Raw genomic sequence first — 25,259 nt, forward strand, 5'->3', positions numbered from 1 at the left:
CCGGCTGCGGTTTCAGGAACGGGTCGCGGAAATGGCCCTCGCGCGCGATCAAGTCAACCGCAGTTCCTCTGGCGCGGCCCGACAGAGCCCCTATCTGTAACTCTGGCGATTGCCGATCCGGCGCGCCGCATGCTCAAAGAGGGATCAAATCCATGTCGACATTCCGACCCGTCGCCTTCGCCGCCATCCTCGCTGTCGCCGCCACCGCAGGCGCCGTGACCGCCCAGGACCCGTTCGTCACCGATCCGGCCCAGGTGCGCGCCGGCGTCTATGATCTGGACGCCAGCCACGGCAAGATCACCTGGTCGGTCAGCCATCTGGGCTTCTCCACCTATGTGGGCCAGTTCGTGAACGTCTCGGGCGAATTGACCCTGGATCCCACCAATCCCGCCAACAGCGCCCTCAGCGCGAGCATCCCGCTTGGCGATGTGGCCTCCAATGACAGCGCCCTGGACGGCCACCTGGGGACCGCCGATTTCTTTGATGTCGCCAACCACCCCACGGCCACATTCATCGCCACCTCCATCGTGGTTGACGACGACGATGCGGACGAGGCCACGGTCACCGGCGACCTGACCCTGCGGGGCGTCACCCGTCCGGTGGTGATGGAGGTCGAGTTCAATCAGGCCGGCGTCAATCCGGTCAATCAGCGTTACACCGTCGGCTTCGACGGCGAGGCCACCATCCGGCGCTCGGAGTTCGGTATCGAATACGGCCTGCCGCTGCTGGGCGACGAGGTGAAGCTCCACATCGAAGGCGAGTTCATCCTTCGGAACTAAGGGCTGAATAAAGGGCGCGGGCTTCCTCCGGGGGCCCGCGCCGCACGCCCAGCGCGGCGATGCGCACAGCCGTCACCCGCCCGCCGATGGCGAACAGCAGCTCGTCTCCGATCCTCACCGACCGGCCCGGCCGGTCCACCCGCATCTGAACGCCCCCATGGGTGATGCGCACGCGCCCCGCCTCCACAAAGGCCGCCGCGAGGGACCGGGTCTTCAGAAACCGCGCCCGGTGCAGCCACACGTCCAGCCGGCAGGCCTCGTCGCTCATTCAGGGCGGCCCGCGCTCTTCCGCCGCCTGCGGCGCCGGGCGGGGGCCGCAGCGGGCGCGTTCAGAACGGCGAGGGCCGCAAAGGGTGAGTCCTTGACCGGCCCGCTCTTCGGCGGCTTGCGGTCCGGCGCTCGTTTCAGGGCGTTCAGGATCGCCCGGCCCTGATCCTCGCTCCAGCCCAATTCGGTCAGGGCGGCGTCCGGCAGCAACAGCCGTCCCGTGTCCGCCTTCTCATGCCTCGTAAACCCGGCCATGCGCTCCAGGTCCTCCACGGGCGCAAGCCATTGACCGACGGCGCGCAGGCCGAACGCTGACAGCACCCGGGGCGCAGGCAGGGGCGCGGGCGCGGCCACCAGCCTGCCCGGCGTCGCCCGGAACGGCTGGTCGGCCACATGCGCCTGCATCAGACCTTGCGCGCGCGGCTTCATCACGGCGGGCAACCACACCGAATGGACCCCGACGCGCACCGCCATGGTCTTCAAGGTTCGTCGTTCAGCCTGGCTCAAGGCGGCCAGATCGGTCTGGACCTCGCGCCGGTCGATCAGACCCCCGGCCTCGATCAGGCGGAACGCCAGCCCGCGCGGAAGGCCTTTCAGGCTCCCGCTGGCCGTCAGGTCGCGCAGCCGTTTCAGCGGCCGCAGGGCCCGGCCCGCCTCGGCCGCCAGCCACGCCTCGATCCGACGCACCGCCCGCTCGCGGGCCGGCGCGGGCCCCAGGTCCCCCAGCAGGCTCACGCGCGGATTGAACGGGTCGCCGCCCGCGATGCGCGCCGCGATCTCGCCGCGCCACAGCACCGACCCGTCTGGCAGGACGGAAAAGGCCGCGTCCTCGTCCGCCGCCAGCCGGCCCAGCCGCCGCGTGATCTCGGGCCCCACCGCGTGCCGCGCGGCGGCGCGCAGGGCGCGGTCCTCAAGGCCGGTGGCGCCCCGCTCCGGCGCGAAGGCCACCCCGGTCAGACGCCCCACGGCCTGGCCTTCCACCAGAACCTGCCCGTCGCCCTCGATCTCTGTCGCCATGTCCTCGCGCACGTTCAGCGCCCGCATCAGGGCGGTGGTGCGGCGGTCCACGAAGCGGGCGGTGAGCCTTTCGTGCAAAACGTCCGACAGCCGTTCCTCCAGCACTCTGGCCCGCTCGCGCCAGTGTTTCGGATTGTGCAGCCAGTCCGGACGATTGGCGATGTAGGTCAGGGTCCTCACGGCGGCCAGCCGCGCCGACAGCTGGTCGATCTGGCCGTCGTCCCGGTCCGCCTGCTCGAACCTCGCGGCGAACCAGTCTTCCGTCAGGCGACCGCCCCGGCCCGTCAGGGCCTTGAATACGGTCAGGGCCAGCCGCGCATGCTCGTCGAGCGTGGTCTTCTGGAAGTCGGGAAGCTGGCACGCCTCCCAAAGACGCATCACCGCCCCGCGCGATCCCGCCACCCGGCTGATCGCCTCGTCGTGCATGAGCCGGCGCAGCACGGTTTCGTCCAGCGACTCTCCCGACAGAATCAGGCCGTCCCGCCCCGGCGTCACCGTCAGCGAGCGCAGCAGGTCCGGCAGGGTGTCGAAGTCCAGCCGGGCGTTGCGCCACTCCGCCGCCCGAACGGGATCGAAATGGTGCTCCACCACCTGTTCGACGATGTCCTCGTCGATCTCGTCGCACTCGCCCGTGACGCCGAACGCACCGTCGCGTAGATGCCGCCCCGCGCGACCGGCGATCTGGCCGATCTCTTGGGCGTGCAGCCAGCGGGTGCGCCGCCCGTCGAACTTGCGCAGTCCCGCGAAGGCCACATGGTCCACGTCCATGTTCAGCCCCATGCCGATGGCGTCGGTGGCCACAAGAAAGTCCACCTCGCCCGACTGGAACATCGCGACCTGGGCGTTGCGGGTGCGCGGGGACAGGGCGCCCATGACCACCGCCGCCCCGCCCCTCTGGCGCCGGATCAGTTCGGCGATGGCGTAGACCTGGTCGGCGCTGAAAGCGACGACGGCCGAGCGCGGCGGCAGCCGGGTCAGCTTCTTGGAGCCCGCATAGCTAAGAGTCGACAGCCGGTCCCGCGCCACGATCTCCGCGTCCGGAACCAGCCGCCGCACGAGCGGCGCCATGGTCCCTGCGCCCAGGAACATGGTCTCCAGCTGGCCGCGCGCGTGCAGCAGCCTCTGGGTGAACAGGTGGCCGCGCTCGGGGTCGGCGCACAGCTGGATTTCGTCTACGGCAAGGAACTCGACCGTCTTCTCCAGCGGCATGGCCTCGACCGTACAGACCCACCAGTGTGGCCGGGGCGGGATGATCTTCTCCTCGCCGGTGATCAGGGCCACCGACCGGGCGCCCATGCGCGCCACGATGCGGTCGTAGATCTCGCGGGCCAGCAGCCGCAGCGGCAGGCCGATCATCCCCGAGGCGTGCCCAAGCATCCGCTCGACCGCCAGATGGGTCTTGCCGGTGTTGGTGGGGCCCAGCACCGCGGTGATGCGTGACGGGGCCAGGCCGGTGGGACGGTCGTTCATGACATCCCCAAGGTGGCGATTTCCGCGTCCCGTCTCAAGCGTCGCCTCACGGCTTCTTCCAGATCGTAAACGACCCCGCCAGGTTGCGCGGAACAGGGGCGAAACGAATCAGGACCGAATCGCCGACTTCGCTCGATTCAGGATTTGTTCCCTACAAGATATTGTATCTTAACAGGGTTTAACCACTACCAGAAACGACTGGCGCGGCGTTGTAGCGCGGGGCGTGCGTCTGTTGAAATGTGGACGGGCGCCTATACTGGGCTCATGGCTGATCCCTCACCCCCTGAAGAAGTCCCTGCAGGCCAGTGGCCGACGCTGTCGCCGCTCAAGACCGGCCTCGCCTGCCGCTGTCCCCGCTGTGGGCAAGGGGCCTTGTTCAAGGGCTTCATCACCGTGCGCCCGGCCTGCCCGGAATGCGGCCTGGACTACAGCTTCGCCGACCCGGCCGACGGTCCGGCCTTTTTCGTCATGTCCGGCGTGGGCATCGCGGTGACGCTGATGTTCCTGTGGATGGAGATCGCCCTGCGCCCGCCCATGTGGGTGCATTTCATCTTCACCCTGCCGCTGTTCGTGGTCGGCTGCCTGGCTGCCCTGCGTCCGGTCAAGGCCTGGCTGGTCAGCGAGCAGTTCGTGCGTAAGGCGTCCGAGGCCGAGTTCTCCTTCCTCGGTCGATCAGGCCCGAAACAGCCCGACGCCTGACTCCGGCCGGATCTCGTCCTCGATCCAGGGGAAGTGGGTCCGCACCACCGCCATGGCCTGACGGTTGCGGGCGATGATCTTGATATCTCGCAAAGGGGCTGGCGAAGGGGCGACTCCCAGCTTGGCCTCGGCCGAGTTGGTGTTGCCGATCGTCTCCACCGGCTTGCGAAACGTATCGACTGACAGGCCCAGCGGGGCGAACAGGGCGTCGCCCAGCCAGACCTCGCGATCCGGCGCGCGGATCATGGCGTCGAGGTTGAACAACAGCACCCGCTCCGGCGCGACCTGACGCATCCGCTCCCAGGCGGCCACCGACCTCAGCCAGGACTTGAGAAACCCGCCCGGCCTGTCGAAGCCGCCCCACGGCATCACGCGGTAGGACCGCCACACGTGGAAGGGATTGCGCAGGCAATAGACATAGACGGGAAGCCCGCCCGGCTGGTCGAAGATCGCCTCGTAGCGATCAAAATGGCGCTCATGATGCGGCGTCTTGTGGCCGAACCAGAGGGCGTCCGGTCGGTCCATGGGCCGCGCCGGCGTGATGTCCCGAAAGACGGACCGGGCCAGGCTGTAAACCCTTTCAGGCTGCGTCGGCGCCGCCGCCGCGCGTGCGGCCGTCAGCCAGCTCAGGGTCTCCTGCGCGATCTCACGGGGAATTTCGCCCTGCAACTCCACAACGCCGGAATTGGCCAACAGATTGGCGCACATTCGGGTCCCGGACCGGCCGAAGCCGCACACGATCAGGGGCCGGGGGTGGGTGAAGGCCATCAAACCCTTCCAAATCCATACGACTGCTTTTCACACGCGGCGCCAGCCGCTAGGAACCGCGAACGTGGCCCCGTAGCTCAGCTGCATAGAGCAAGGCTTTCCTAAAGCCGAGGTCGGAGGTTGGAGTCCTCCCGGGGTCGCCATGTCTTTGCCCTGTGTCGATTTTCTCGCCGTCCGCGTCTTTCAAGGGGGCGTGAGGCGCCGTTAAGTGGTTCCCATGCTCCTGTGCTCATGCGGCTGCATCAGCGGAGGGGGTCATGCGACAGGGGTTCCATCATGCGCGCGCTGCTATCCGCTTTGATCATGGCCTTTGCGCCGTCGGCCGGTGTGGCCCAGACGCCGCCTCCTCCCGGCGAGGTTCCCGCGCTGTACGACATCGCCACGGCGCCATCCGCCGCGCGCATCGAGGCCGATATCGCCACGCTGGTGAGCTTCGGCACGCGCCACACCCTGTCGGAAACCGGGTCGGAGACGCGCGGCATCGGCGCGGCCCGCCGCTGGATCCATGCGGAATTCGACCGCATCTCGGCGGCCTGCGGCGGTTGTCTCGAGGTGATGTACGTCTCCGACACGGTCACCGGCCCGCGCATTCCGGAGCCGGCCGAGGTGGTCAGCGTCATCGCCATCCAGCGCGGGGCCGCCGACCCGGACCGCTATGTGCTGATGAGCGGCGACATCGACAGCCGGGTCACCGACGTGCTGAACGCCGTGGACGACTCGCCCGGCGCCAACGACAACGCCTCGGGCGTGGCGGGTACGCTGGAGGCCGCGCGTATCCTGACTCAGCACCGGTTCCCCGCCACCATCGTCTATGCGGCGCTGGCGGGCGAGGAGCAGGGCCTCTTCGGCGGCCAGATCCTTGCGGCCCACGCCCGGCGCGAGGGCTGGCGGCTGCAAGCGGTGCTGAACAACGACATGATCGGCAACTCCGCAGGCATCAACGGGGTGGTGGACAACACCACGGCCCGGGTCTTCGCCGAGGGAACGCGCTTTACCGAGACCGCGGATGAAGCCCGCCAGCGCCGCTTCACCGGCGGCGAGGTGGACAGCCCTTCGCGCAATCTCGCCCGCTATATCGAGCGGATCGGCGAGCAGTATGTGCCCAATCTGGACGTGATGATGGTCTATCGCCTGGACCGCTTCGGACGAGGCGGCCACCACCGGCCGTTCAACGATCTGGGCTATCCCGGCGTGCGGATCATGGAGACCAACGAACACTACGACCGCCAGCATCAGGACCTGCGCAACGAGGACGGCCGTCACTACGGCGACACCCTCGAGTATGTGGACTTCGACTATGCGGCCAAGCTGACGGGCCTGAACGCCGTGGCGCTGGCGGGCATGGCCTGGGCCCCGCCGCCGCCCGCCGAGGTCCAGATCGAGGGCGCGGTCAGCCCGGACACCACCTTGCGCTGGACCCGGCCGACCGACGCCCAGGCCCCGAATCTGGCCGGCTACCGCATCTACTGGCGCCTGACCACCGAGCCGCAATGGACCCACAGCCGATGGGTCGGGGACGTGACAGAGTTCACGCTCCAGAACGTGGTCATCGACAACTACTTCTTCGGCGTGGCGGCGGTGGCGGGCAACGGCGCCGAAAGCCCCGTGGTCTTCCCCGGCGCGGCGGGCAGCTTCGGCGGCTACTGATCGGCCAGCAGCGTCTCCGGATTATATAGCTCGCCGTCCGACACCACCGCCCGCACCTGCGTCAGGGCGTTCAGATCGGCCGTTGGATCCGCCGTCAGGAAAACGATGTCCGCCTCCTGACCCACGGCCAGGGCGCCCGTGCGGTCCGCAATCCCCAGCGTGCGCGCGGCATCCGACGTGGCCATGCGCAGGACGGCCCATGCCGGAATCCCGGCCTCCTGATGCAGGGCCGCCTCGCGGGCCATGCTCCGTCCCGGCGCGATGAAGGGATTGGCCATGTCGGTCCCCAGGGTCAGCGGTACGCCCGCCTGGTGCATGCGGCGGGTCAGCTCCAGCACCTTGGGCCACACCGCCCGGGCGCGCGCATAGTCCTCGGCGGTCCAGCCCAGATCGAACCGGAAGACCTGGCTCCAGTTCGCCTGCATGTCCGGATGAAACAGGCCTGCATCCCGGGCCAGAAAGGCCGCATCGTCGCCCCGGAAGGCCGCCTCGAAAGCCACCAGCGTCGCGTCAACATGAACCTGTTCACGCGCCAGCGTCCGGATCATGGTTTCGATCTCCGGTGCGTCCAGATCGACGGCCTCGTACCATTCGAAGAAGGCGAACGCGCCCTGCCTGCGGCTCGCCACATAGGCCTCGCGGCGATCCGGCGGCAGCAGGTCGGGGCTGACCGGCATGACGTGCACCAGGGCGTCCACGCCCAGTTCCGCGGCGCGGGTCCAACTCACGTCCGACAGGTGGGCGATCACCGGCAGGCCGTGACGCCGGGCCTCGGCGATCCCTTCGATCAGGTCCGCCTCGCTCAGGGACTCGTAGAGCTTGATGTAGCGCGCGCCCCCTTGCGCCTGCTCGGCGACGATGGCGGCGACGCCCCGCGTCTCCGACGGCCGGTCCCCCAGGCCGACGACGGGAAAGGGCGAGCGGTCGATGACTTCGCCGGCGTGCAGGGCTTCGGGCCCCGGCAGGCCCGCCGCCCGCGCTTCATCGTAAGCGCGGCTCGCCGCCATGTCGCCACCGGGATTGCGCACCGTGGTGACGCCGTAGGCCAGCATGCGCCGCGCGTTGTGCGCCACGATGTCGGGCCGATGATCCGCGGCCAGATACGGCGCGCCGTCCTCGTCCGTGCCCAGGCGGATAGCCCCCAGACTGATGTGGGCGTGGGTGTCGATCAGGCCGGGCAGGGCGAACAGTCCGGTGAAGTCATGCATCCGGCCTTGCCCGGTCGCGGGGCGCCCCTGCCCGATCTCGACGATGCGGCCGTCCTCCACCACCACATAGGCGTCGGGCTGAATCGTTTCGGTCTGCGGATGGACCAGGTTCAGGCCCAGATAGACGTCGGGTTCGGCATGGGCGGCGGGCGCCACGGCGAGGGCCGCGGCGGCCAGAAGACAGGCGGGCAGGGCGGGGCGGGGAATCATGAAAGGCTCCATGGATGGCTGCGATGCCGATGAAGTCCGCCCGGGGCGGAAAGTCTTTCGCCCTTCTCGCAAGATCGATCAGCGCCTATCTGTCGGTCATGATCGACGACCTCTACAGCGCCCGCATCCTGACGCTGGCGGCCAACATGCCGCGCACGGGCCGTCTGGACGCGCCGCACGGGAGCGGCCATCGGGTCGCCAAACTGTGTGGCTCGACGGCGACCGTCGACGTCGTTCTGGATGGCGCCGGCCGCGTCGCGGACTACGCCCAGGCGGTAAAGGCCTGCGCCCTGGGCCAGGCGGCGGCGGCTGTGCTGGGCGAGCATGTGATCGGCGCCGCCGGCGATGAGATCGAAGAGGCGCGCGACGATATGCTGGGCATGCTGAAGTCCGGCGGCGATGGCCCGCAAGGCCGGTTCGCCGACCTGCGTATGCTGAAACAGGTGGCGGACTATCCCGCCCGTCACGCCTCGGCGCTGGTGGCGGTGGAGGCGGCGCTGGACGCGGTGCGCGCGGCTGAACGCGCCCGCCTGTCGGGCGCGGCCTGACGATGGCGGCTAGCCTGTACGAGCGCGGCGTCCGTCTGGCGCACCGCGGCTACAAGGTTGCTCTGTCGCCCCTGACCGGCCAGCAGTGCCGGTTCCTGCCCACCTGTTCGGACTATGCGGCCGAGGCGCTGATCACCCACGGCCCGGCGCGTGGCGGATGGCTCGCCATGAAAAGGGTCTGTCGCTGCCATCCTTTCGGCGGTTCGGGATACGATCCGGTTCCGCCGAAGCCGCCGTGCGCGGAGTAGCTGGCCCTGACGAGCCGGGGTGCGCGCCGGGGAAGCTTCTGTATATGCTAGGGCGGAATCGAATGGCGGGAGCAGGCGCGTGATGCCCATGGGCGGCGGATTGACGACGAGGGGGCCCAGAAACCTCCTGCGCCAGATCCGCGAGGCCATGGCCGGCGGCGGCCCGGCCCAGGAGCGTCTGGACAAGGTGGTCAAGACCATCGCCTCGTCCATGGTGGCCGAGGTCTGCTCCATCTATCTGCGCCGCTCCACCGGCGAACTGGAGCTGTTCGCCACCGAAGGCCTGAATCCCGACGCCGTTCACACCACACGCCTGCGTCCCGGCGAGGGTCTCGTGGGCGAGGTGGCGCGGCTCAACGAGCCCATCAGCCTGTCGGACGCCCCCAGCCACCCCAGTTTCTCCTACCGCCCTGAAACCGGCGAGGATCCCTATCACGCCTTCCTCGGCGCGCCCCTGTTGCGCGGCGGCCGCTCCATCGGGGTGCTGGTGGTCCAGAACCAGGCCGCCCGCCGCTATGACGAGGATGAGGTCGAGGACATCCAGACCATCGCCATGGTCCTGGCCGAGACCGTTGCGTCTGGCGAACTGCTGGGTCTGGACGAGCTTCGTGACGTCGAGGTCGCCCCGCACCGCCCCGAACGCATCAAGGGCCAGCGTTTCGCCGAGGGCCTCGCCATCGGCCATGCCGTATTGCACGAGGCGCCGGTGGCGCCCGAGCGCCTGCTGGCCGACGATCCGGTGGCCGAGGAGGCGCGGCTCAAGCTTGGCCTCATGGCCCTGAAGGCCAACATCGACTCCATGCTGGAGGGCGGTCAGGGCCTCGCCGGTCCGTCCTACGAGGTGCTGGAGACCTACCGCATGTTCGCCGAGGACCGGGGCTGGAACCGGTCCCTTGAGGAAGCGGTTCGCGGCGGCCTGACCGCCGAGGCGGCGGTGGACCGGGTCCGGAACGAGCACCGCGCCCGCTTCGCCAAGGCCCGGGATCCCTACATCCGCGAGCGCCTGCACGATCTCGAGGATCTGGCCAACCGCCTGCTGCGGGTGCTGGCGGGCGATCAGCCGGGCCAGCGGGAGTTGCCGGACGACACCATCCTTGTGGCGCGCAACCTGGGCCCTGCCGACCTGCTGGAATATCCGCGCGACAAGCTGCGCGGCCTGCTGCTTGAGGAAGGCTCCGCCGCCAGCCATGCGGGCATCGTCGCCCGGGCGCTCCAGATTCCGTGCGTCGGTCGCCTCGCCGGCCTCCGCGATCGCCTGTCCGAAGGCGATCTGGTCATCGCAGACGGCGAGTCGGGCGAGGCCTTCCTGCGTCCCCGCCCCGAGATGCTGGACGCGGTGCAGGCGCGCATGCAGGTCCGCGCCCAGCGCCGCGCCGAGTTCGTGGCCCTGCGCGACACTCCGGCCGTCACCCGCGACGGGGTGCGTGTGACGGTTCTGGCTAACGCCGGCCTCGTGGTGGACCTGGACACCCTGGACGAGACGGGCGCCGAGGGCATCGGGCTGTTCCGCACCGAGTTCCAGTTCATGGTCTCCGAGGAACTGCCCCGCCTCCAGGCCCAGACGGATCTCTATCGCCGCGTGCTGGACGCGGCCGGGGACCGTCCGGTCACCTTCCGAACCCTGGACGTGGGCGGCGACAAGGTGCTTCCCTATCTGGAAGTGGAGCGCGAGGAGAACCCGGCGCTTGGCCGTCGCGCCATCCGTCTGGGCCTGGACCGGCCGGGCCTGCTGCGACTTCAACTGCGCGCCCTCTTGAGCGCCGCCGCCGGACGGGAACTTCGGGTCATGTTCCCCATGATCGCCACGGTGGACGAGTTTCGCGCCGCCCGCGCCCTGATGGACGCCGAGCGCGACTGGGCCGAACGGCGCGGCAAGACCCTGCCCGCGTCCCTGCGGGTCGGCGCCATGATCGAGGCGCCCAGCCTGCTGTGGCATCTGGACGCCCTGCTGCCGCTGACCGACTTCGTCTCCATCGGCACCAATGACCTGTTTCAGTACATGTACGCGGCGGACCGGACCAATCCCCTGGTCTCTGATCGGTACGACCCGCTGTCTCCGCCGACCCTGCGTGCGCTTCAGGACATCCAGCGTCAGTGCGAGGAAACCGAAACGCCGGTGTCCGTCTGCGGAGAGCTTGCGGGACGGCCCCTGGAGGCCATGGTCCTGCTGGCGCTTGGATACACACGGCTTTCCGCCCCTGCGGGCGGGGTAGGGCCGGTCAAGCGCATGATCCTGTCGCTGGATCTGGCGGCGGCGCGTCGTGGCGTGGCCGGATTGCTGGGCGCGCCGTCGGGCTCGGTCCGCAACGAGGTGGAGGCTCTGGCCCGGAAGTTGAACGTCGCTCTGTGAGAAAGCCGCTCGCGCCGTGCGCGAATCGGTTAACCAGACATTGATCCGGGGCTGTCAATGGGTTATCCACAGGACGAGTTTGAGGGGCTTCCGGGGGGAGGCCATGATCGGGCGCCGCGGGGGACGTGGCGGTTTGATCACTCATCGATCGACAGCGCGAGTACGGGGGCGGGCGATATGCCGCTGGATGCAGGGTTGGACCCTGACGTTCGACACGACGAAGCGGCGTGGAGCGATCCGCATCGCATTCTGACGGAGTCCGCCACCCTGGGCGACGCCCTGCGCCGGGCGCGTGAGCATTCCGGCCGCCCCATCGACGATCTGTCCGCCGCGACCCGCGTCCATGTCCGTTATCTACGGGCGCTGGAGCAGGGCGATTTCACTGCTCTTCCCTCACAGGCTTTCGCGCTGGGCTATGTTCGGGCCTACGCCGCCGTGCTGGGTCTGGACGAACAACTGGCGGCTGAACGTTTCAGGGGGGAAAGCCCCCATGCCCCCGTGGGGCTGCAGCCGCCGACCGGCGTTGATGTGCGCGAGGCCCGGCGCAGTTCGCCCCGTCTGATCGCCGCCGCCGCCGCCCTGGTGTTCGCCGTCATCGGCTGGAACGTCTTCCAGCGCGTCAGCCTGATGCAGGCCCCGACCCCGCCCGCGATTTCCGAAACGCCCGAAACCTGGTCTCTCGGCTCGGCGCCCGGCGTGGTGCGCTTGGGCGCCCCGCGCGCCGCCCCGCCGGACCAGACCGTGCCGGCCCTCTACATCACCCCTGGCCTTGAGGCCGAACTGAGCGGGCTGGACCCGGAAGCGGAGGGCGAGGGCCAGGCCGCGGCGCCGGTTTCGGCCGCCCCTGTCCAGCGCGCCTTCAATCCGCGGGGCGCCACCTATGGCGCTTCTCCCACGGCTTCCAATGTGGTGATCCAGGCCCAGCGCCCGGCCAGCATCGTGGTGCGCATGGCCGATGGCAGGGTCCTGTTCGCCCGCCAGCTGGCGGCCGGGGAATCCTGGCGCGCGCCTCGGGACGTGGCGGCCACGATCGATGTATCCGAGCCGTCCGCCTTCACCGTCTATCTGAACGGCGAGTACGGGGGCGCCCTGACCGCCCCCCTGACGCCGCTGGCGGGTCTGAACGCCCGGGCCCAGAGCGCCGCGCGCCAGACAGCCGCCGAACTGGCCCAGCGCACCGCGACGCTTCCGCCTGCGGGCTGACATCTTTCCGTCGTGGAATAACGCCGCCCGATCCCCTATCTTGGGCGCATCATGTCAAACGCCGCCGACCAGCTGGGCCACATCCGCCCCTGGCGCCACATCGAGCGCCGCAAGAGCCGTCAGATCCACGTGGGCTCCGTGGCCGTGGGCGGCGACGCTCCGATCAGCGTCCAGTCCATGACCAACACGCCCACCGCCGACGCGGCGGCGACGCTGGAGCAGATCCGCCAGCTGGAGGAGGCCGGGGCCGACATCGTGCGGGTGTCCTGCCCCGATGAGGAGTCCACCGCCGCCTTCCGCACCATCGCGCGGGAATCGCGGGTGCCGCTGGTGGCCGACATCCATTTCCACTACCGCCGGGGCATCGAGGCGGCCGAGGCGGGCGCGGCCTGCCTGCGCATCAATCCCGGCAACATCGGCTCGCGCGACCGGGTGCGCGAGGTGATCCAGGCGGCCCGCGACCACGGCTGCTCCATGCGCATCGGCGTCAATGCCGGCTCGCTCGAGCGCGAACTGCTCGAGAAATACGGCGAGCCCTGCCCCGATGCGATGGTGGAGTCGGCGCTGAACCACGCCCGCATCCTGCAGGACGAGGACTTCCACGAGTTCAAGATCTCGGTGAAGGCCTCCGACCCCTTCCTGACCGTCGCCGCCTACCAGCAGCTGGCCGAGGCCATCGACTGCCCGCTGCATCTGGGCGTGACCGAGGCGGGCCCCTTGCGCACCGGGACAATCAAGTCCGCCATCGGCCTGGGCTCCATGCTGTGGGCCGGCATCGGCGACACCATCCGGGTCAGCCTGGCCGCCGACCCGGTGGAAGAGATCAAGGTCGGCTTCGACATTCTCAAGTCGCTGGGCCTGCGCCACCGGGGCGTCAACATCATCGCCTGCCCGTCCTGCGCCCGTCAGGGCTTCAACGTCATCGAGACGGTGGGCGTGCTGGAAGAGCGGCTCGCCCACATCACCACCCCCATGAGCCTGTCCATCATCGGCTGCGTCGTGAACGGGCCGGGCGAGGCGCTGTACACCGATGTCGGCTTCACCGGCGGCGGCAAGGGCGCGGGCATGGTCTATCTGGCCGGCAAGATGACCCACAAGCAGGACAACGCCGGCATGGTCGAGCACATCGTCGAGCTGGTGGAAAAGAAGGCCGCCGAGCTGGAAGCCGAACGCGCGGGCGCCCTCCAGGCCGCCGAATAGGCGGAGCCCTCCGCAACCTCAGGCGTTTGCCTCCGCGCACGGAGGATGACCGCCAATGACCCTGACCCAGGCCATCGCAGAGGGCCGTCGCTTCGGAGCACGCGCCGGTCGCCGTCTGGGCCGCGGCGTCGAACGCCTGACCGGTCGGCCCCCGCCCTCTATCCAGACCCTGCTGGAATGGGCCGCGCGCATCGGCTACGGCGCGCGCGGTTTCGTCTATGTGAACGTGGGGCTGGTGGCCCTGCTGACGGCCATGGGCCTGATGGGCGACAGCGTGGGCGCCGGCGGGGTTCTGGCCCTGACCGCCCAGCAGCCCTTCGGGCGCATATGGCTGACCCTTCTGGGACTTGGGCTGTGGAGCTTCGTCCTGTGGCGCGCGCTGCAGTCCATCGCCGACTTGGATCACGAGGGACGGTCCTGGAAGGCCCTGCTGCAACGGGGCGGTCAGGCCATGAGCGGCGTGTTCTACGGCATACTGGCCGCCTCGGTGTTCGAACTGCTCGACGAGGCGGGCGAGGCTCAGGCCGATGATGGCGGCGCCGAGGCGCGCGAGCAGGCGAGCACGGTCATGAGCCTGCCCTACGGCGACTGGCTGCTGATCGGGGCGGGCCTGTTCATCCTCGGCATGGGCGTGGGCAACATCATCAAGGGCATGCGCGGTGATTTCGCGTCCTGGCTGGCGTGCGACCGCAAGACCTGCGAGCGCGTGGTGCCCCTGGCGCGGGCCGGCTATGCGGCGCGCGGCGTGGTCTATCTACCCATGGGGATCTTCGTTGTCCTGGCCGGGCTGAACACCCGCGCGGAAGAAGCGCGCAGCTTCGGCGCCTCGCTGGATGTGCTGCAGTCCCAGCCCTACGGCGCCTGGATTCTCGGCGGGACCGGACTGGGCATCATGGCCTTCGGCGCCTTCGCCCTGGTCGAGGCCCGCTGGCGCCGCATCCGCATGCCCAGCGAGATCAAGCCCCGATAGATCGAAGGCGCCGCCGGTTCACTCGCCCAGGAACGCCCGCACCAGCGCCATGAACGCCTCCGGCTGGTCGGCCATGATGAAGTGGCGCGACCCGTCCACCCGCTCCAGCCGGACGCCGGGCAGGGCGGCGTACTCCCGCGTCCACATGGCGTCGGCCATGGCGGCCGGCGCCCCGCCGTCAGCGTCGGCCGCATAGACCGCCCACACCGGGGTGGCCATGGCCGCCAGACCCGGCCGCAGGTCCGTGGTGGCCACGTCGCGCATGGCCAGACCCAGCGCCAGCCGGTCCGACGCCATGGACCAGTCCACCATGGCCGCGCGGGTCGCTTCATCCCGGCTCATGCCCTGGGCGAGGGCCTGCTGCCCGGCGCGGAAGGCGGCGTCGTCCATGCCGAGGCCGGCGCGGACCGACTGCTCGGCGAAGGGGCGGGCGCGCTCGACCGTCATGTCGGGGCCGTACAGCACGCTGAAGAAGGGCAGGGAGTCCACGCTCATCACCCGGCCGATCAGGTCGGGCCGCGCCTGCGCCAGCAGCACGCCCGACGCGCCGCCCATGGAGTGGCCAATGATGGCGGGCCGCTCCAGTCCCGCCGTCTCGATGTAGCGTTCGATCTCCGCCACGGCGGGCCGGAGGAAGTCGCCCTCGCCGTGGGTCCACGGCTGCCCCGCGAAACCGGACAGCTGCACCAGATGCAGCCGGTAACTCCCGGCCAGCGCCTCGGCGGTGGCCCGCCACACCTCCCGCGAGGAGGCCATGCCGGGGATCAGCACCACGTCGGGGCCCTCGCCGGTCACCTCCACGCTGATGCGGTCGGAGGCGAAGCCCGGCGCGGGGGCGGCGATCTGGGCCCCGGCCCGTCCGGGCAGGGCGGCCACGGCGCCGACCGACAGGGCGATGAGCGCGCAGGCGGCCAGCCGCCCGCTCCATGAGCGTACGTTGAACATTGTTGCCTCCTTGGGTTTGAACCGCCGGCGTCAGCCGTGCGGATTGTCGAAGATGTCTTCCACCGCGGCCCCGAACTGGGCGGCGATGCGGTAGGCGAGATCGAGGGACGGATCGTGCTTCTCGGTCTCCAGGGCGTTGACGGCCTGTCGCGAGACGCCCAGCCGGTCCGCCAGGTCCGCCTGGGTCCAGCCCTTCTCGGCGCGCAGCACCCGCAGTCGGTTCTTCATCAGTTGGAGCTCCGCACGAACGGCGCCACCACCCCGAAGACGGCCCAGAACAGGGGGTAGATCAGCCAGGCCGGAACGTGGGGCGCGCCGGCGTAGCTCTCGCCGAACCCCCACGCCGTCGCCAGCGCCATGGCGATGCCGGCCGACAGGATGAACTGCTTGGCGGTGACGCCGCGCACGAACTCGTCGGAGTCCCGCATCAGCATCAGGGTGGCCCAGATCTGGCCGGCCACAGGCGCCGCCACCGCCAGCGCCAGGGCCCAGGCCACGGGCCGGCCGATGATCTCGTCAAAGGCGCCGGAAATGGCCGCCACATTAACCGCCACATAGCCGGTCATGAAGGCCATGGTCCGCATTACATAGCGGCGCCCGGCGGGGGTGGTTTGCTGTTTTCCCAGTGTGAGCATGTCGTGTCCTCCTGACGAAATGTAAGGTAGTCATGACATATGCGTCGTGTCAGGTCAACACGACATTTCGTCAGGTTTACCTGATTTTCGCGTCCTTTTTTGGAAAGCGCGCTATGATGCCCCATGCCCGCCGCGCCGCGCATTTCCCCGGCCCGCCTGTTCACGCCCGAGGAATGGGCGCCGTTTCAGGCGCGCAGCCACTGGCGTGGGCCGCTGCTGGTGCTGCACGCCTGGGCCGTGATCGCCCTGGCCGTGGCGGCCGGGGTGATGTGGCCGGTGCTGATCCCGATCTGCATCATGATCATCGGCGCCCGCCAGCTGGGGCTGGCCATCCTGATGCACGAGGCCGCCCACGGGGCGCTGGCGAAGAACCTGAAGCTGAATGATGTCCTCGGCCACTGGCTGTGCGCCGTGCCCGTGGGGGCCAGCCTTTCCGCCTACCGCCCCTATCATCTGTCGCACCACAAATTCGCCCGGCAGCCGGAGGACCCGGATCTGGTGCTGTCCGAGCCGTTCCCGGTCACCGGCGCCTCCCTGCGGCGCAAGATCATCCGTGACCTGACCGGCCAGACCTTCTTCAAGCAGAGGGTCTTGCTGCTGGTGGGCGCCTTCCGTAACCAGCGCGACGCCCACATGGCCGAGGGCGCGGTGGTGACCGGCAAGTCGGTGGCCCCATTCCTGATCGTCAACGCCGGCATGCTGGCCGCGTTGACGCTGGCGGGCGTCTGGTGGGCCTACTTTGTTCTGTGGCTGCTTCCCATGGCGGCGTGGTTTCCGCTGGTCACGCGTCTGCGCAACATCGCCGAGCACGCCTGTGTCGAGGGCTCGGGGGACGACGCCTTCCGCGCCGCGCGCACCACCCGCGCGAACTGGATCGAGCGGGCCCTGATCGCCCCCTACTGGGTCAACTATCACGCCGAGCACCACCTGTTCATGCACGTGCCCTGCTGGCGCCTGCCGCGCCTGCACCGGCTGCTGCACACGCGCCCCGAGGCCGCGCGCATGGAGACGGCGCCGGGCTATCTGAGCGTGTTGAGGACCGCGGCGTCCGCCTGAGCGCTGCAGGCCTTCAACGGCCGCACACCGCCCGGAAACCGGCCGAGGCGAAGCGCACCATGTAGTCGCACGCGGCGTCCAGATCGCCCGACCGGCACTGGCCGCCGGACAGCCGGTCGATGCGGCCCGTCTCGCCAAGGGTCAGGGTCAGGGCGCCCGACAGATTGTGCCAGGCCCAGTAGAGATCCACGTCGCGCGCGTCAGGCAGCACCCGCCGCACCGCCTCGATCAGGCGGTGGATGGCCGGGTCGAAATACCGCGCCATGGTCTCGCCGCCGAAGGCCGGATTGGCGTTGGTCTGGGCCACCAGGGCCGCATAGTGCTTCCATCCCGGGCCGCCCTTGAGAGACCACTGGAACGGCGGGCGCAGGAACGCCTCCAGCACCCCTTCCAGGGTCATGGCGTCGCCCGCCTCAGCGGCATAGCGGTCGATGGCCTCCACCCGCTCGTTGTTCCAGACCTCGGCCCGGCGGATGAAGACCGCGTCGAACAGCCCTCGCTTGGCGCCGAAATAGTAATGCACCAGGGCCGTATCGACGCCCGCCTCGCGGGCCACCTCGCGGATGGTGACGCCATAGAAGCCGTGCTTGGAGAACAGGTCCTCGGCGGCGTCGAGAATGGCGTCTCGGGTTTCGCCCGCCTTCTGATCCTTGGACGGACGACCGCGTCGGGCGGGGGCGGGCTTGGGTTGCGGCGCGGGAACAGGCGAACGGGTCATGGGCGGACGCTAGAGCGCGCGGGGGCGTCGGGCAATCGGCGGCGAGCATGGCGCCGGCGCCACACGACCGGGATTCCGCCGCTCCCCCATCGCCGGACCATTTGACAGAAAGCGAAAACCCGATCAGGTTCCGGAAAATCATTGAACGCTGAATAAAACGGCGTCGTCACCGGAAACAGACAGGTTGGGGCATCCCATGAACACCCTCGTGAAATCCGCGCTTATGGCCGGCGCCGCTCTCGGCGCGCTCACCGCCCCGGCCGCCTTGGCCCAGGACGCGGGTCAGCCTCAGGCCACCTCGGTCGAGGAAATCATCATCACCGCCCGCCGGACCGCGGAATCGCTGCAGACCACGCCTCTGGCCGTAACGGCCTTCAGCGCCGAGACCCTGGAACGCGCCGGGGCGCAGCAGGTGACCGACCTGCAGGGCGCGGTGCCCAACCTGAACATCGTCCAGGGACGCGGGTCCTCCAACGCGACCAACATCTACATTCGCGGCGTGGGCCAGCCCGACGCGCTCCAGACCTTCGATCCGGCGGTCGGCGTCTATGTGGACGACGTCTATTACAGCCGCATCCGCGGCACCCAGTTCGACCTGCTCGATCTGGAACGGGTCGAGGTGCTGCGCGGCCCGCAGGGTACGCTGTATGGCAAGAACACCATCGGCGGCGCGCTCAAGCTGATCACCCGCCGCCCCGGCCAGGACTTCCAGGGTCGCGCCTCGGTGGCCTACGGCAGCTATGACATGATCGACGTGCAGGGCGCCGTGTCCGGTCCGATCACCGACACCCTGGCGTTCGGCCTGTCGGCCCTGCACTCCGAGCGTGGCGGCTATGTCACCGATCCGGTCACCGGCGCGGAGTACAACGACAAGAACACCTTCGCCGCCCGCGGCGCCCTGGCCTGGGACCCGGCCTATAACGTTCAGGTGGACCTGACCGTCGACTATTCGCGCGACGACGCCGGCATGACCGTCGGTCAGGCCACCAACAGCCTGATCGATTTCTCGGGCGCCGTGCGTTACCCGGTGGCCGTCCCGACGCCGGAGTACAATTTCGAGACCCGCACCACCCCCGGCCTGCCCAACGAGACGCGGCTTGAAACCTGGGGCACGTCGCTGCGCGTGGCGTGGGAGCTGAACGACGCCCTGACCCTGCGCTCGATCACCAGCTATCGCGAGCTGAACACCGACGACTACATCGATTTCGACGCCACCGAACTGGAGATCGCCGACGCCCTGGTGGCGGTGGACCAGCGCCAGGTCAGCCAGGAACTGCAGCTCACCTATGAAAGCGGCCCGATCACGGCGGTGGGCGGCCTGTACTACCTGCGCGAGGACGTCTCCTCGCATCAGGAAAGCTACAACGACGACCTGCTCGGCGCGGCCTTCCTGAACTCGGGCTTCCTGCGCACCATCGACGACACGCTGGAAACCACCTCGCGCGCCATCTACGGCAACGTCAGCTTCGCGGTGACTGACGCGCTGCGCCTGTCTGCGGGCGTGCGCTACACCGAGGAAGAGAAGGATTATTGGCGGACCACTTCGGCTTTCTACAGCCTGCTGCCGGCCTTCAACACCACCTACGTCTTCGCCCCGGACCTGGGCGAGTACGACGACACCTCGTTGATGCTCTCGGCGGACTACCGCATCAGTCCCGACGCCATGGTCTATGCGCGCTATGCCCAGGGCTTCAAATCGGGCGGCTTCAACGGCCGCGCCAACTCGGCGACCGAGTCCACCGAGTACCAGCCTGAAACGGCCGAAACCTTCGAGGTCGGCGCCAAGACCACCTACTGGGATCGCCGGGTGCAACTGAACCTGGCGGCGTTCCTGACGAAGTACGAGGACTTCCAGGCGCGGGTCTCGGGCCTGGACACCGATCCGGTCACCGGACTGCCGGCGCCGGTGCTCAGCGTGCTCAACGCCGGGGAACTCGACATTCTCGGCTTTGAGCTGGAAGGGGTCCTGGCGCCCATCGCGGGCCTGACCCTCGACACCCAGGTCGGGTTCCTGAACGCTGACTACAAGGTCTTTGAGGACGCGCGCTTCACCGACTTCGGCGGCAGCCGCTCGTTCCAGGATCCGGCCTTCTCTCCCCGCTGGACCCTGCGTTTCGGCGGTCAGTACGAGCACCTCATGGCCAATGGCTCCAGCCTGACCTTCGGCGGCTCCGCGCGCTATCGCTCGCGCATGGCGCTGGCGGTGGACAACACCTTCGTCAACACCGACGTCGAGATCCCGGGCATGTATCAGGAAGAGTACTGGCTCTACGATGCGCGCGCGGTCTGGGCCGATCCCTCCAACCGCTACACGGTCGGTCTGTACGGCCAGAACCTGTCGGACGAGGTCTATCGCACGGACGCCCAGGAGTTCTCCTCCATCGGCAACATCCGCACCGCCTACTACGGCGCCCCGCGGACCTGGATGCTGAAGCTGACGGCCCGTTACTGACCGGGACGGACCAACGAACAGGCGGCGGGTTTCGGCCCGCCGCCTTTTTCTTTTGCATGGGCCGGCGACGGCGCTACCGTTCAGGCCAATCATAAAAGTCGAGGGAGACGCGGATGACCGCCCAGGCCGAAGCGCGCATCGAGAAGCCGGGATATCGCTACTACGTCCTGGCGATCCTTGTGCTGGTCTACATGCTGAACTTCCTGGACCGGCAGATCATCGGCATCCTCGCCGCGCCGCTGAAGGCGGAATTCGGCCTCAGCGACAGCCAGTTCGGCCTTCTGGGCGGCATCGCCTTCGCCTCGGTCTATTCCACCCTCGCCATTCCCCTGGCCTGGCTGGCCGATCGCTACAGCCGGGTGTGGATCATGACCGGCGCCCTGACGGTCTGGTCCGGCTTCACCGCCCTGTGCGGCGTGGCCGGCTCGTTCGGTCAGCTATTCCTGTTCCGCATGGGCGTGGGCGTTGGCGAGGCGGGCGGGGTGGCTCCGGCCTATTCGCTTGTGGCCGACTATTTCCCGCCCCACCAGCGCGCCCGGGCCCTGGCCGTGTTCGCCTTCGGCATACCGCTGGGCACGGCGGCCGGCACTCTTGTGGGCGGCGTGCTGGCGGCCCAGTACGGCTGGCGCACCGCCTTCATCGTGGTCGGCCTGATCGGCGTCCTGGTGGCGCCCCTGCTGCGCCTGACGGTTCGCGATCCCAAGCGCGGGGCCACCGACATCGCCCGGCCCGTTCCGGTCGAGGGCGCCCCCATCCAACGGGCGCCGTCTGCCTCGGACCGCGTTGGCCGCATCGCCGCCCGCATCATGCTGGGCCTCGGGGCGGGCGCCCTGGGTCTGGCGGCGCTGACGCAGTTCGCGGGTCTGGGCCTGGGCAATCCGCTGGTCATCGCCTTCGCCGGCGGCCTGGCCGTTGTGATCGGGATTTCGGTCTGGATCGCCCGCGTCACCGCCTCGCACGTGATTCCCAAGAAGAGCTTCTGGCTGCTGGCGCTGGGCGCCGCCTCGTCCTCGGTGTGCGGCTACGGCGTGGCCGGGTGGCTGCCGCTGTTCTTCATGCGCAGCTTCGACCTGACCCTGCTGCAGACCAGCTGGTACTACGCCGGCATCGCCCTGATCGGCGGCGTTCTGGGCATCTGGATGGGCGGCGCCATCGCCGACAAGCTGGCGAAGCGGGGCAAGGGCGCCTATCCCCTGACGCCCGCCATCGCCTTCCTCATCTCCGCGCCCCTGTTCATCGCGGCCATGAACTCGCCCTGGATCATCGGTCTGGTGCTGCCGGGCGGGGGCAGCCAGGCGCAGCAGCTGACCCTGGCCTTCCTGATCTTCCTGATCCCCACCGGACTGAACCTGGCCTGGCTGGGCCCCATCACAGCGGCGATCCAGAATCTGGTTCCGGCGGCCATGCGTTCCACCGCCTCGGCCCTGTTCCTGCTGATCAACAACCTGCTCGGCATCGCCGTGGGCTTCTACTACTTCGGCTGGATGAGCGACCTGCTGGCGCCTACATTCGGAGACGAAAGCCTGCGCTGGGCCATCTACACCGGCATGGGCTTCTATCTGCTGGCCTCGGTGCTGCTGATCGGCGCCTCGCGCACCCTCAGGCACGACTGGGAGGACTGATCGGAAGGGATCGCCTGTTGCGCCTGCGAAGGAGCGGCCTTTATAAGCGCCTCAACCTTCCTTCCCACGACAGCGGTCCCTCTCCATGAACATTCACGAATACCAGGCCAAACAGGTTCTGAAGGGCTTCGGCGCTCCCGTCGCGTCCGGCGTCGCCATCACCTCGGTCGACGAGGCTGAAGCGGCCGCGAAGCAACTGCCTGGCCCGCTGTATGTCGTGAAGTCCCAGATCCACGCCGGCGGGCGCGGCAAGGGCAAGTTCAAGGAACTGGGCGCCGACGCCAAGGGCGGCGTGCGTCTGGCCAAGTCCATCGAGGAGGTGGTCGCCCACGCGAAGGAGATGCTGGGCAACACCCTGGTGACCGCCCAGACGGGCGACGCCGGCAAGCAGGTCAATCGCCTGTACATCGAGGACGGCGCCGACATCGACCGCGAGCTGTACTGCTCGCTGCTGGTGGACCGCACCGTGGGTCAGGTGGCCTTCGTGGTCTCCACCGAGGGCGGCATGGACATCGAAACCGTCGCCCACGACACCCCGGAAAAGATCCAGACCATCGCCATCGCCCCCGAAGCCGGGGTCACCGCCGATGACGTGGCGAAGATTTCCAAAGCGCTCGAGCTCACCGGCGACGCCGCCGAGGACGCAAGGAGCCTGTTCCCGGCGCTCTACAAGGCCTTCGTCGAGAAGGACATGGCCATGCTGGAGATCAATCCGCTGATCGTCATGACCGACGGCCATCTGCGCGTTCTGGACGCCAAGGTCAGCTTCGACGGTAACGCCCTGTTCCGCCACGACGACATCAAGGCCCTGCGCGACGAAAGCGAAGAGGACGCCAAGGAGATCGAGGCCTCCAAGTGGGACCTCGCCTACGTCGCCCTGGACGGCAACATCGGCTGCATGGTCAACGGCGCCGGCCTGGCCATGGCCACCATGGACATCATCAAGCTGTACGGCAAGGAACCCGCCAACTTCTGTGACGTGGGTGGCGGCGCCTCCAAGGAGAAGGTCGCCGCGGCCTTCAAGATCATCACCGCCGACCCCCGGGTCGAGGGCATTCTGGTCAACATCTTCGGCGGCATCATGAAGTGCGACGTGATCGCCGAGGGCGTGGTCGCGGCAGTGAAGGAAGTGGGCCTCAAGGTGCCGCTGGTGGTGCGTCTGGAAGGCACCAATGTCGAACAGGGCAAGAAGATCCTGAACGAGTCGGGCCTGGCCATCACCGCCGCCGACGACCTGGACGACGCCGCCCAGAAGATCGTCGCCGCGGTCGCCTGAGCGCCGTCACAGCCGCCCCAGACCTTCAGATTTCAGAGCACACACCATGTCCATCCTCGTCGACAAGAACACGAAAATCCTCGTCCAGGGCCTGACCGGCAAGACCGGCAGCTTCCACACCGAACAGGCCCTGGCCTACTACGGCACGCAAATGGTCGGCGGCATCCACCCCACCAAGGGCGGCCAGACCTGGACCGGCGCCAATGGCGAGAGCCTGCCCATCTTCGCCTCCGTGGCCGAGGGCAAGGAGCGCACCGGCGCCGACGCCTCGGTCATCTATGTGCCGCCGGCCGGCGCCGCGGACGCCATCATCGAGGCCATCGACGCCGAGATCCCCTTCATCACCTGCATCACCGAGGGCATCCCGGTCATGGACATGGTGCGGGTCAAGGCGCGGCTGGACCGCTCCTCGTCGCGCCTGCTGGGCCCCAACTGCCCCGGCGTGCTGACCCCCGAAGAGTGCAAGATCGGCATCATGCCGGGCTCCATCTTCAAGAAGGGCAATGTGGGCATCGTCTCCCGCTCGGGCACCCTGACCTATGAAGCGGTGTTCCAGACCACCAACGAGGGCCTCGGCCAGACCACGGCCGTCGGCATCGGCGGCGACCCGGTCAAGGGCACCGAGTTCATCGACGTGCTGGAGATGTTCCTGGCCGACGACGAGACCAAGTCCATCGTCATGATCGGCGAGATCGGCGGCAGCGCCGAGGAAGACGCCGCCCAGTTCCTGATCGACGAGGCGAAGAAGGGCCGCTCCAAGCCCATGGTCGGCTTCATCGCCGGCCGCACCGCCCCCGAAGGCCGCACCATGGGCCACGCCGGCGCGGTGGTCTCGGGCGGCAAGGGCGACGCCGGCTCCAAGATCGAGGCCATGGAGGCCGCGGGCATCCGCGTCTCGCCGTCCCCGGCCCGTCTGGGCTCCACCCTGATGGAAGTCCTCAAGGGCTGATCCCCCCGGGGCGGCGGCCACCCCGCCGCCCCGCCGCGCTCAAACAGCGAGGCGCCGCGCGCCGAGCGTTAGCGCACTAAAAACCCGCTCAAGCAGCGAGGCGCTGCGCGCCGAGCGGTAGCGCACTAAAAACCTCCCCCTAGAACCCCGGCAGCGGCGCGTCCGGGTCCAGCCCCACCGCCCTGCAGGCCGCCACCTTCGCCTCCCGCCGCACCTTCTCCACCCATGCCTTCTCGGCCTCGTGTTCGGCGTACCGGTGGGACCAGTAGCGCACCAGAACCGGGTCGCGCGGCCCCGGATCGTCCGGGTCCACCCGGAACCGCTTCGTGACCCGCCCGTCATTGTTCAGCAGGATGTCGCACAGGGTCTCCAGGTCGATGGTTTCGATGGTCACCGCCGGCCCGCCCCGCTTTTCCGCCATCCGGCCATAGGCCTCCGACAGCCGCGCCAGCTTCTCCGCCTCCGCGAACAGCCGCGCCCGCATGGCCCGCACCGAGGCCGCCATGGCCTGCTCGGCCAGAGCCGCCGGATCGGCCAGCATCGCCCCGTCCCCCTCGCCCGGCGCCGCGAACAGCCCGGCCTCCGGGTCCGGCCGCGTCTGGTCCGCCCGCTCTTCCGCCGCGATGGCCGCCGCATGGGCCCGCGCATCCGCATCGGCGCTGCGCTTCTTGGTCCAGCCCCCTTCGCAGGCGTGGCGATAGATGGAGCCCGGCGACACCTTCCACCGGATCGCCAGCTCCTTGGCCGTCGCCCCGTTGCGGTACGCCTCCCGGATCTCGTTCCAGCTTTCCTCGCTCAGCCGAAACCACGTCGGCTGCGCCTCTTCGATCTTGCGTGTCATGGGATGATGATGGCGCCGCCCGCAACGCGTGCGGACAAATCGCCCCCAGACGGCCGCCCGGTCCTTGCGGATCAAGGCTTTAGGGGCCCGAACGCGGCGGAGTCCGGCGCTCCCAACGCCCATCCCCACCCCCGTCATCGTCCGGCCTGACCGGACGATCCAGACTCACGGCGCCGCCAGC

General features: G+C 69.0%; 23 protein-coding genes and 1 tRNA gene. 15 read left to right on the forward strand and 9 right to left on the reverse strand.

The genetic code is table 11. The features are described 5' to 3' along the window. Positions 1-152 precede the first annotated feature (152 nt). Positions 153-779: a YceI family protein gene (locus ACK4FB_RS07435; protein WP_409749930.1), complete on the forward strand. Its 627-nt coding sequence runs from the start codon at positions 153-155 to the stop codon at positions 777-779. Here ACK4FB_RS07435 and ACK4FB_RS07440 read toward each other — a convergent pair. Both ACK4FB_RS07440 and ACK4FB_RS07445 read right to left on the reverse strand, forming a co-directional pair. After that, positions 763-1,047, reverse strand: a complete 285-nt coding sequence (locus ACK4FB_RS07440; protein ID WP_409749933.1) for a S4 domain-containing protein — start codon at positions 1,045-1,047, stop codon at positions 763-765. The two genes, ACK4FB_RS07435 and ACK4FB_RS07440, sit on opposite strands and share 17 nt — an antisense overlap. After that, complete coding sequence (locus ACK4FB_RS07445; protein WP_409749936.1) at positions 1,044-3,533, reverse strand: helicase-related protein; 2,490 nt, start codon at positions 3,531-3,533, stop codon at positions 1,044-1,046. Before ACK4FB_RS07445 ends, ACK4FB_RS07440 begins: the two co-directional genes overlap by 4 nt. Positions 3,534-3,905: 372 nt before the next feature. Between ACK4FB_RS07445 and ACK4FB_RS07450 the strand changes: the two genes are divergently transcribed. Next, a complete protein-coding gene (locus ACK4FB_RS07450; RefSeq protein ID WP_409749939.1) occupies positions 3,906-4,232 on the forward strand; it encodes a DUF983 domain-containing protein in 327 nt (108 codons plus the stop codon). Here the strand turns inward: ACK4FB_RS07450 and ACK4FB_RS07455 are convergent. Further along, positions 4,206-5,000 (reverse strand): sulfotransferase, encoded by a 795-nt coding sequence (locus ACK4FB_RS07455; RefSeq protein WP_409749942.1) that lies wholly within the window; start codon positions 4,998-5,000, stop codon positions 4,206-4,208. The two genes, ACK4FB_RS07450 and ACK4FB_RS07455, sit on opposite strands and share 27 nt — an antisense overlap. Before the next feature lie 66 nt (positions 5,001-5,066). On the opposite strand from ACK4FB_RS07455, the gene ACK4FB_RS07460 reads away from it, so the two are divergent. Beyond that, positions 5,067-5,143 (forward strand) — tRNA-Arg (locus tag ACK4FB_RS07460). Between the two features lie 133 nt (positions 5,144-5,276). Further along, a complete protein-coding gene (locus tag ACK4FB_RS07465) occupies positions 5,277-6,647 on the forward strand; it encodes a M28 family metallopeptidase (RefSeq protein WP_409749945.1) in 1,371 nt (456 codons plus the stop codon). Here the strand turns inward: ACK4FB_RS07465 and ACK4FB_RS07470 are convergent. Continuing rightward, a complete protein-coding gene (locus tag ACK4FB_RS07470) occupies positions 6,641-8,065 on the reverse strand; it encodes an amidohydrolase family protein (RefSeq protein ID WP_409749948.1) in 1,425 nt (474 codons plus the stop codon). The two genes, ACK4FB_RS07465 and ACK4FB_RS07470, sit on opposite strands and share 7 nt — an antisense overlap. A 98-nt stretch (positions 8,066-8,163) precedes the next feature. On the opposite strand from ACK4FB_RS07470, the gene ACK4FB_RS07475 reads away from it, so the two are divergent. The 6 genes from ACK4FB_RS07475 to ACK4FB_RS07500 all read left to right on the forward strand — a co-directional run bounded on the left by ACK4FB_RS07475 (position 8,164) and on the right by ACK4FB_RS07500 (position 14,584). Continuing rightward, positions 8,164-8,613, forward strand: a complete 450-nt coding sequence (locus ACK4FB_RS07475) for an iron-sulfur cluster assembly scaffold protein (RefSeq protein ID WP_409750041.1) — start codon at positions 8,164-8,166, stop codon at positions 8,611-8,613. A gap of 2 nt (positions 8,614-8,615) precedes the next feature. Beyond that, positions 8,616-8,861 (forward strand): membrane protein insertion efficiency factor YidD, encoded by a 246-nt coding sequence (yidD, locus tag ACK4FB_RS07480; protein WP_409749951.1) that lies wholly within the window; start codon positions 8,616-8,618, stop codon positions 8,859-8,861. An 88-nt stretch (positions 8,862-8,949) separates the two neighbouring features. Beyond that, complete coding sequence (gene ptsP / locus ACK4FB_RS07485; protein ID WP_409750043.1) at positions 8,950-11,211, forward strand: phosphoenolpyruvate--protein phosphotransferase; 2,262 nt, start codon at positions 8,950-8,952, stop codon at positions 11,209-11,211. A gap of 195 nt (positions 11,212-11,406) precedes the next feature. After that, positions 11,407-12,414: a helix-turn-helix domain-containing protein gene (locus ACK4FB_RS07490; protein ID WP_409749954.1), complete on the forward strand. Its 1,008-nt coding sequence runs from the start codon at positions 11,407-11,409 to the stop codon at positions 12,412-12,414. Positions 12,415-12,465: 51 nt separating this feature from the next. Next, entirely contained in the window at positions 12,466-13,614 is a 1,149-nt protein-coding gene (gene ispG, locus ACK4FB_RS07495; protein ID WP_409749957.1) for a flavodoxin-dependent (E)-4-hydroxy-3-methylbut-2-enyl-diphosphate synthase, read from the forward strand. A 55-nt stretch (positions 13,615-13,669) separates the two neighbouring features. Continuing rightward, on the forward strand, positions 13,670-14,584 hold the full coding sequence (locus ACK4FB_RS07500) for a DUF1206 domain-containing protein (RefSeq protein WP_409749959.1): 915 nt from the start codon (positions 13,670-13,672) through the stop codon (positions 14,582-14,584). An 18-nt stretch (positions 14,585-14,602) separates the two neighbouring features. Here ACK4FB_RS07500 and ACK4FB_RS07505 read toward each other — a convergent pair whose 3' ends face one another. The 3 genes from ACK4FB_RS07505 to ACK4FB_RS07515 are packed head-to-tail and all read right to left on the reverse strand — an operon-like array spanning position 14,603 to position 16,164. Continuing rightward, entirely contained in the window at positions 14,603-15,529 is a 927-nt protein-coding gene (locus tag ACK4FB_RS07505; protein ID WP_409749962.1) for an alpha/beta fold hydrolase, read from the reverse strand. A 30-nt stretch (positions 15,530-15,559) separates the two neighbouring features. After that, a complete protein-coding gene (locus tag ACK4FB_RS07510) occupies positions 15,560-15,757 on the reverse strand; it encodes a helix-turn-helix transcriptional regulator (RefSeq protein WP_409749964.1) in 198 nt (65 codons plus the stop codon). Continuing rightward, a complete protein-coding gene (locus ACK4FB_RS07515) occupies positions 15,757-16,164 on the reverse strand; it encodes a hypothetical protein (RefSeq protein WP_409749967.1) in 408 nt (135 codons plus the stop codon). Before ACK4FB_RS07515 ends, ACK4FB_RS07510 begins: the two co-directional genes overlap by 1 nt. A 123-nt stretch (positions 16,165-16,287) precedes the next feature. On the opposite strand from ACK4FB_RS07515, the gene ACK4FB_RS07520 reads away from it, so the two are divergent. Continuing rightward, complete coding sequence (locus ACK4FB_RS07520) at positions 16,288-17,220, forward strand: fatty acid desaturase family protein (protein ID WP_409749969.1); 933 nt, start codon at positions 16,288-16,290, stop codon at positions 17,218-17,220. A gap of 13 nt (positions 17,221-17,233) precedes the next feature. On the opposite strand, the gene ACK4FB_RS07525 is transcribed toward ACK4FB_RS07520, so the two are convergent. Continuing rightward, a complete protein-coding gene (locus tag ACK4FB_RS07525; RefSeq protein WP_409749972.1) occupies positions 17,234-17,938 on the reverse strand; it encodes a TetR/AcrR family transcriptional regulator in 705 nt (234 codons plus the stop codon). Between the two features lie 196 nt (positions 17,939-18,134). On the opposite strand from ACK4FB_RS07525, the gene ACK4FB_RS07530 reads away from it, so the two are divergent. From ACK4FB_RS07530 to sucD, 4 genes are all read left to right on the forward strand, one after another. Next, positions 18,135-20,390, forward strand: coding sequence for a TonB-dependent receptor (locus tag ACK4FB_RS07530; protein ID WP_409749975.1), 2,256 nt, complete (start codon positions 18,135-18,137; stop codon positions 20,388-20,390). 113 nt (positions 20,391-20,503) lie between these two features. Then, complete coding sequence (locus ACK4FB_RS07535) at positions 20,504-22,012, forward strand: spinster family MFS transporter (protein ID WP_409749978.1); 1,509 nt, start codon at positions 20,504-20,506, stop codon at positions 22,010-22,012. Positions 22,013-22,097: 85 nt separating this feature from the next. Further along, on the forward strand, positions 22,098-23,288 hold the full coding sequence (gene sucC / locus ACK4FB_RS07540; RefSeq protein ID WP_409749981.1) for an ADP-forming succinate--CoA ligase subunit beta: 1,191 nt from the start codon (positions 22,098-22,100) through the stop codon (positions 23,286-23,288). A gap of 46 nt (positions 23,289-23,334) precedes the next feature. Next, positions 23,335-24,237, forward strand: a complete 903-nt coding sequence (sucD, locus tag ACK4FB_RS07545; RefSeq protein ID WP_409749984.1) for a succinate--CoA ligase subunit alpha — start codon at positions 23,335-23,337, stop codon at positions 24,235-24,237. 139 nt (positions 24,238-24,376) lie between these two features. Here the strand turns inward: sucD and ACK4FB_RS07550 are convergent, their stop codons facing one another. Continuing rightward, entirely contained in the window at positions 24,377-25,078 is a 702-nt protein-coding gene (locus tag ACK4FB_RS07550) for a helix-turn-helix domain-containing protein (protein ID WP_409749987.1), read from the reverse strand. Positions 25,079-25,259: the final 181 nt, after the last annotated feature.

The organism is Brevundimonas sp., from assembly GCF_046299535.1.
Taxonomy (GTDB): domain Bacteria; phylum Pseudomonadota; class Alphaproteobacteria; order Caulobacterales; family Caulobacteraceae; genus Brevundimonas.

What these genes read in the sequence shown, in the direction of transcription:
- ACK4FB_RS07435 (WP_409749930.1), top strand. Translation starts at nt 153, where the DNA reads ATGTCGACATTCCGACCCGTCGCCTTCGCCGCCATCCTCGCTGTCGCC.
- ACK4FB_RS07440 (WP_409749933.1), bottom strand. Translation starts at nt 1,047, where the DNA reads ATGAGCGACGAGGCCTGCCGGCTGGACGTGTGGCTGCACCGGGCGCGG.
- ACK4FB_RS07445 (WP_409749936.1), bottom strand. Translation starts at nt 3,533, where the DNA reads ATGAACGACCGTCCCACCGGCCTGGCCCCGTCACGCATCACCGCGGTG.
- ACK4FB_RS07455 (WP_409749942.1), bottom strand. Translation starts at nt 5,000, where the DNA reads ATGGCCTTCACCCACCCCCGGCCCCTGATCGTGTGCGGCTTCGGCCGG.
- ACK4FB_RS07465 (WP_409749945.1), top strand. Translation starts at nt 5,277, where the DNA reads ATGCGCGCGCTGCTATCCGCTTTGATCATGGCCTTTGCGCCGTCGGCC.
- ACK4FB_RS07470 (WP_409749948.1), bottom strand. Translation starts at nt 8,065, where the DNA reads ATGATTCCCCGCCCCGCCCTGCCCGCCTGTCTTCTGGCCGCCGCGGCC.
- ACK4FB_RS07475 (WP_409750041.1), top strand. Translation starts at nt 8,164, where the DNA reads ATGATCGACGACCTCTACAGCGCCCGCATCCTGACGCTGGCGGCCAAC.
- yidD (WP_409749951.1), top strand. Translation starts at nt 8,616, where the DNA reads ATGGCGGCTAGCCTGTACGAGCGCGGCGTCCGTCTGGCGCACCGCGGC.
- ptsP (WP_409750043.1), top strand. Translation starts at nt 8,950, where the DNA reads ATGGGCGGCGGATTGACGACGAGGGGGCCCAGAAACCTCCTGCGCCAG.
- ispG (WP_409749957.1), top strand. Translation starts at nt 12,466, where the DNA reads ATGTCAAACGCCGCCGACCAGCTGGGCCACATCCGCCCCTGGCGCCAC.
- ACK4FB_RS07500 (WP_409749959.1), top strand. Translation starts at nt 13,670, where the DNA reads ATGACCCTGACCCAGGCCATCGCAGAGGGCCGTCGCTTCGGAGCACGC.
- ACK4FB_RS07505 (WP_409749962.1), bottom strand. Translation starts at nt 15,529, where the DNA reads ATGTTCAACGTACGCTCATGGAGCGGGCGGCTGGCCGCCTGCGCGCTC.
- ACK4FB_RS07510 (WP_409749964.1), bottom strand. Translation starts at nt 15,757, where the DNA reads ATGAAGAACCGACTGCGGGTGCTGCGCGCCGAGAAGGGCTGGACCCAG.
- ACK4FB_RS07515 (WP_409749967.1), bottom strand. Translation starts at nt 16,164, where the DNA reads ATGCTCACACTGGGAAAACAGCAAACCACCCCCGCCGGGCGCCGCTAT.
- ACK4FB_RS07520 (WP_409749969.1), top strand. Translation starts at nt 16,288, where the DNA reads ATGCCCGCCGCGCCGCGCATTTCCCCGGCCCGCCTGTTCACGCCCGAG.
- ACK4FB_RS07525 (WP_409749972.1), bottom strand. Translation starts at nt 17,938, where the DNA reads ATGACCCGTTCGCCTGTTCCCGCGCCGCAACCCAAGCCCGCCCCCGCC.
- ACK4FB_RS07530 (WP_409749975.1), top strand. Translation starts at nt 18,135, where the DNA reads ATGAACACCCTCGTGAAATCCGCGCTTATGGCCGGCGCCGCTCTCGGC.
- ACK4FB_RS07535 (WP_409749978.1), top strand. Translation starts at nt 20,504, where the DNA reads ATGACCGCCCAGGCCGAAGCGCGCATCGAGAAGCCGGGATATCGCTAC.
- sucC (WP_409749981.1), top strand. Translation starts at nt 22,098, where the DNA reads ATGAACATTCACGAATACCAGGCCAAACAGGTTCTGAAGGGCTTCGGC.
- sucD (WP_409749984.1), top strand. Translation starts at nt 23,335, where the DNA reads ATGTCCATCCTCGTCGACAAGAACACGAAAATCCTCGTCCAGGGCCTG.
- ACK4FB_RS07550 (WP_409749987.1), bottom strand. Translation starts at nt 25,078, where the DNA reads ATGACACGCAAGATCGAAGAGGCGCAGCCGACGTGGTTTCGGCTGAGC.